Below are 4,627 nucleotides of genomic sequence, written 5' to 3' on the forward strand. Positions count from 1 at the left end.
TTGGGTTGCGGGCGCGGGGGGGGGGGGGGCGGCGGCGGGGGGGGGGGGCGGCCCCCCCGGGGGCGGGGGGGGGGGCGCGGCGGCCCCCCCGTGGAGTGGGAGGGGGTCAGCCCTGCTGGGGGTGGTGGGCCGGGATCGGGGGGAGCTCGCCGGTGGTCTCGTACGCCGAGAGCATCTCGATGCGGCGCGTGTGGCGCTCCTCGTCGGAGTACGGCGTGGAGAGGAAGATCTCGACGAACTTCGTGGACTCCTCGACCGTGTGCATCCGGCCGCCGATCGCGACGACGTTGGCGTCGTTGTGCTCGCGGCCCAGCGCGGCGGTCTGCTCGCTCCAGGCCAGTGCGGCGCGGACGCCCTTGACCTTGTTGGCGGCGATCTGCTCGCCGTTGCCGGAGCCGCCGATCACGATGCCGAGGCTGTCCGGGTCGGCTGCCGTCTTCTCTGCGGCCCGCAGGCAGAACGGCGGGTAGTCGTCCTGGGCGTCGTAGATGTGGGGGCCGCAGTCGACGGCCTCGTGGCCGTGGGCGCCGAGCCACTCGACGAGGTGGTTCTTGAGTTCGTAGCCGGCATGGTCGGATCCGAGGTACACGCGCATGGTGCGAAGTGTGGCACGAACTTCGCGGGGCAACCGTCACGGGGCGGTCGTCAGTGGGGCGCAAGCCCCGATTCGATGATTCGCAGGCCCTGGCCCGCTTTTGTGTGGCGAACACCACTCAAGCAACGATCAGGCAAACGATCCGAAAGAGGGGGTTCCCCTTCCGCCTTGTATCGGGCTTGAATGCGTGGCCTTGTCTTCGCACACCCCACGGGCACCACCCGACGGCGGAGCAGGGCACACCCTCATGCTCGAAACGGTAAGGAATCCCCCCATGACGTCGCAGACGACGCTGGCGAAGCCGGGCCAGGAGCCCGGTGAGCCGGACCGGCCGGACTCGTCGGGCGGGCTTCAGGCAGGCCTGAAGAACCGCCACCTCTCGATGATCGCGATCGGCGGCGTGATCGGCGCCGGGCTCTTCGTGGGATCGAGCGCGGGCATCGCGGCCGCGGGACCGGCGATCCTGATCTCGTACGCGATGGTCGGCCTGATGGTCGTCCTCGTGATGCGGATGCTCGGCGAGATGGCCGCCGCCCGGCCGAGCTCCGGCTCCTTCTCCGCCTACGCCGACCAGGCGCTGGGCCGTTGGGCCGGTTTCTCCATCGGCTGGCTCTACTGGTTCTTCTGGGTCGTGGTGCTGGCCGTCGAGGCCACGGCGGGCGCGGCGATCCTGGAGAACTGGATCCCGGGCGTGCCCCAGTGGGCCTGGGCGCTGATCGTGATGGTCGTGCTGACCGCCACCAACCTGATCTCGGTGGGCAGTTACGGCGAGTTCGAGTTCTGGTTCGCCGGGATCAAGGTCGTGGCGATCGCCGCGTTCGTGGTCGTCGGCTTCCTCGCCGTCTTCGGGTTCCTGCCCGGTTCGGACAACCCTGGGTCGGGCCTGGCCCATCTGACGGACAACGGCGGGTTCTTCCCCAAGGGGCCGGGCGCGATCCTGACCGGTGTGCTCATGGTCGTCTTCTCGTTCATGGGCAGTGAGATCGTGACCCTGGCCGCGGGCGAGTCCTCCGACCCGCAGCGCGCGGTGTCGAAGGCCACCAACAGCGTGATCTGGCGTATCGCCGTCTTCTACCTCGGCTCGATCTTCGTCGTGCTGACGCTGCTGCCGTGGAACGACCCGTCGATCCAGGAGAAGGGCAGCTATGTCGCCGCCCTCGACTCGATCGGGATCCCGCAGGCGGGCAACGTCATGGACTTCATCGTGCTGACGGCCGTGCTGTCCTGCCTCAACTCCGGCCTCTACACGGCCTCCCGGATGGCGTTCTCGCTCGGTGAGCGGGGCGACGCGCCGAAGTCCTTCGCCAAGGTCAACAAGCGCGGTGTGCCGCAGGCGGCGATCCTGTCGTCGGTGGTCTTCGGCTTCGTGGCGGTGTTCTTCAACTACCAGTGGCCGGACACGGTGTTCCAGTTCCTGCTGAACTCCTCCGGCGCGGTCGCGCTCTTCGTGTGGCTGGTCATCTGCTTCACCCAGCTGCGGATGCGCGGGATCATCCTGCGCGAGACCCCCGGCAAGCTGGTCGTAAGGATGTGGCTGTTCCCGTACCTCACCTGGGCGACGATCGCGGCGATCTCCTTCATCCTGGTCTACATGCTGACCGACGACACCGCCCGCGAGCAGGTCGTGCTGTCGCTGCTGGTCGCGGCCCTGGTGGTGGGCATCTCGCTGGTCCGGGAGATGCGGAGCCGCAAGGCCGTAGCCAAGTGACCGTCGGCCGTCCGGCACGAACCGTGATCCATACCTGACGGACGCTGTCAGGTATGGCCGGGAAGCTCTCCTTCGCAAGCACGAAAACGCGAGCGAAGGAGAGCTTTTCCATGTCGCACCGGCCCGCCGGGTCCGCCCCTGCCCCTGCCAGCTTTCAGACCGGCTTCCCGATCCGCCCCGACCGGCTGGTGGAGGCCCGCACCCCCGACGACGTACGGGAGGCCGTGGCGTACGCCGCCGGGCACGGGCTCCGCCTGACCGCGCACGCCACCGGGCACGGGCTGCCCGGTGCGGTCGAGGGCGGCGTCCTCGTGGTCACCAGCGCCCTGGACTCCGTCACCGTCGACCCGGTAGCCCGTACCGCCACGATCGGCGCGGGCGCGACCTGGGGCGCGGTCACCGCGGCGGCGGCCCCGCACGGCCTTGCCCCGCTCAACGGCTCGTCGCCCTCGGTGGGCGCGGTCTCGTACACGCTGGGCGGCGGACTGGGCATCCTGGCCCGCGAGTTCGGGTACGCCGCCGACCAGGTCCGGGCGCTGGAGGTGGTGACCGCCGACGGTGTTTCGCGCCGGGTCACGCCGGAGTGCGAGCCGGAGCTGTTCTGGGGGCTGCGCGGCGGCGGGCGCCGGCTGGGGGTGGTGACCTCGCTGGAGATCGGTCTGGTGGCGGTGGAGCGGCTGTACGGGGGTGCGATCGCCTTCGACGGGAAACGGGCAGCGGAGGTGACGGCCCGCTATCTGGAGTGGACCCGGACCGTGCCGGAGACCCTGACGTCGTCCCTGTCCGCGCTCCCCTACCCGGACCTGCCGCAGGTGCCCGAGGAGGTGCGCGGGCGGTACGTGGTCTCGGTGCGGGTCGCGTTCACGGGGGACGCGGCCGAGGGCGAGCGGCTGGTGGCCCCGCTGCGGGCGATCGGGCCCGCACTGGAGGACACGTTCCGGGAGATGCCGTACGCCGAGAGCCCGACGATCCACAACGACCCGCCGTTCCCGCACGCGTACTACGGGGAGGGGCTGATGCTCCGGGAGCTGGATGCCGGGAGGGCCGCCCGGGTGCTGGAGCTGACCGGGCCCGGGGCGCCGATGATGAACGTGGTGCAGCTCAATCATCTGGGTGGAGCTATGGCCGGGCAGTCGGAGCCGGCGAGCGCGGTGCCCTACCGGGACGCGGGCTTCCTGCTGCGGCTGCTGTCGCCGCTGGACGGTACGGACGTGCCGGCGGTGCGCGCGCTGTACGGGGAGGTGTCCGGGGTGCTGGGGCCGCTCGTCCAGGGGCGCGCGGCCAACTTCTGCTTCGGCGGCGGGGACCGTACCGCCGGTTTCCATGAGCCGGAAACGGCGAAGAGGCTCGCCGGTCTGGTCTCCCAGTACGATCCGGCGGGCCTCTTCGGGGGGCCTTACGAGGGCTGAGCCCTCACGGGCGGGTCAGCCGCGGCGGCCGAGCAGCTTCCAGGTGGTCGGCAGGAGGCCCATGGCCAGCGCCGCCTTGAGGGCGTCGCCGATCAGGAACGGGGTGAGGCCGGCCGCGACGGCGGCGGTCAGCGACATCCCGGTGGACAGCGCGAGGTAGGGCACGCCGATGGCGTAGATGATCGCGGAGCCGAGGACCATCGTGCCCGCCGTGCGCAGCACCGAGCGGTCGCCGCCGCGCCGGGCGAGGGCGCCGACGACGGTGGCGGCCAGGAGCATGCCGAAGACATAGCCGAGGGACGGCATGCTCCAGCCCGAGCTGGCCTCGGCGAACCACGGCATACCGGCCATGCCGACGAGGGCGTACAGCGCGAGGGAGAGGAAGCCCCGGCGGGCGCCCAGCGCGGTGCCGATGAGGAGCGCGGCGAAGGTCTGGCCGGTGACCGGGACCGGGGAGCCGGGGACCGGGACGGCGATCTGGGCCGCGATGCCGGTCAGGGCCGCGCCGCCGAGGACGAGGGCCGCGTCCACGGCGTAGCGGTGCCGGGCTGCGGGCAGCAGGTCGGCGAGGACCGCTCCGGAGCGGACGGGGGCGGCAGCAGTGCTCATCGGGACTCCGCGGGTGAGGGCAGGTGGGCCGGGCGGCCCCCGGCGGTCGGGGTGGGGTCGGGCTCCGCCGACGTTAGCCCACGAGTGAACGCTCGATCACCATCAGCCGCCAACAAAGCGGCGGTTGACGGGTTGGTGGGATTCTCACAAAGCCTGCTGCGCAATCACGTTCCCGCGTGACGCTCGTCACTGAGGTCGAGCGGGTGGGGTCCGTTTTGGCGGGAGAGGGACCACGGCCCCAGACTGTAGGTTCCCGATAAATCATCCGAGAGTGAACCGCACCCCATGCACGAGGCTCCCCCCACC

The 4,627-nt window shown here is 71.1% G+C and carries 4 protein-coding genes; 2 read left to right on the top strand and 2 right to left on the bottom strand.

The window, feature by feature from the left end:
- Positions 1-106: 106 nt before the first annotated feature.
- Positions 107-595, bottom strand: a complete 489-nt coding sequence (locus JS521_RS33970; RefSeq protein WP_205086735.1) for a ribose-5-phosphate isomerase — start codon at positions 593-595, stop codon at positions 107-109.
- 274 nt (positions 596-869) lie between these two features.
- Between JS521_RS33970 and JS521_RS33975 the strand changes: the two genes are divergently transcribed.
- Together JS521_RS33975 and JS521_RS33980 are read left to right on the top strand one after the other, a co-directional pair.
- A complete protein-coding gene (locus JS521_RS33975; protein ID WP_205086736.1) occupies positions 870-2,303 on the top strand; it encodes an amino acid permease in 1,434 nt (477 codons plus the stop codon).
- 110 nt (positions 2,304-2,413) lie between these two features.
- Positions 2,414-3,712, top strand: a complete 1,299-nt coding sequence (locus tag JS521_RS33980) for an FAD-binding oxidoreductase (RefSeq protein WP_205086737.1) — start codon at positions 2,414-2,416, stop codon at positions 3,710-3,712.
- A 15-nt stretch (positions 3,713-3,727) separates the two neighbouring features.
- Here JS521_RS33980 and JS521_RS33985 read toward each other — a convergent pair whose 3' ends face one another.
- Positions 3,728-4,321: a biotin transporter BioY gene (locus JS521_RS33985; protein ID WP_205086738.1), complete on the bottom strand. Its 594-nt coding sequence runs from the start codon at positions 4,319-4,321 to the stop codon at positions 3,728-3,730.
- Positions 4,322-4,627 lie beyond the last annotated feature (306 nt).

This window comes from Streptomyces durocortorensis, from assembly GCF_016901035.1.
In the GTDB taxonomy this organism is placed as follows: Bacteria; Actinomycetota; Actinomycetes; order Streptomycetales; family Streptomycetaceae; genus Streptomyces; species Streptomyces durocortorensis.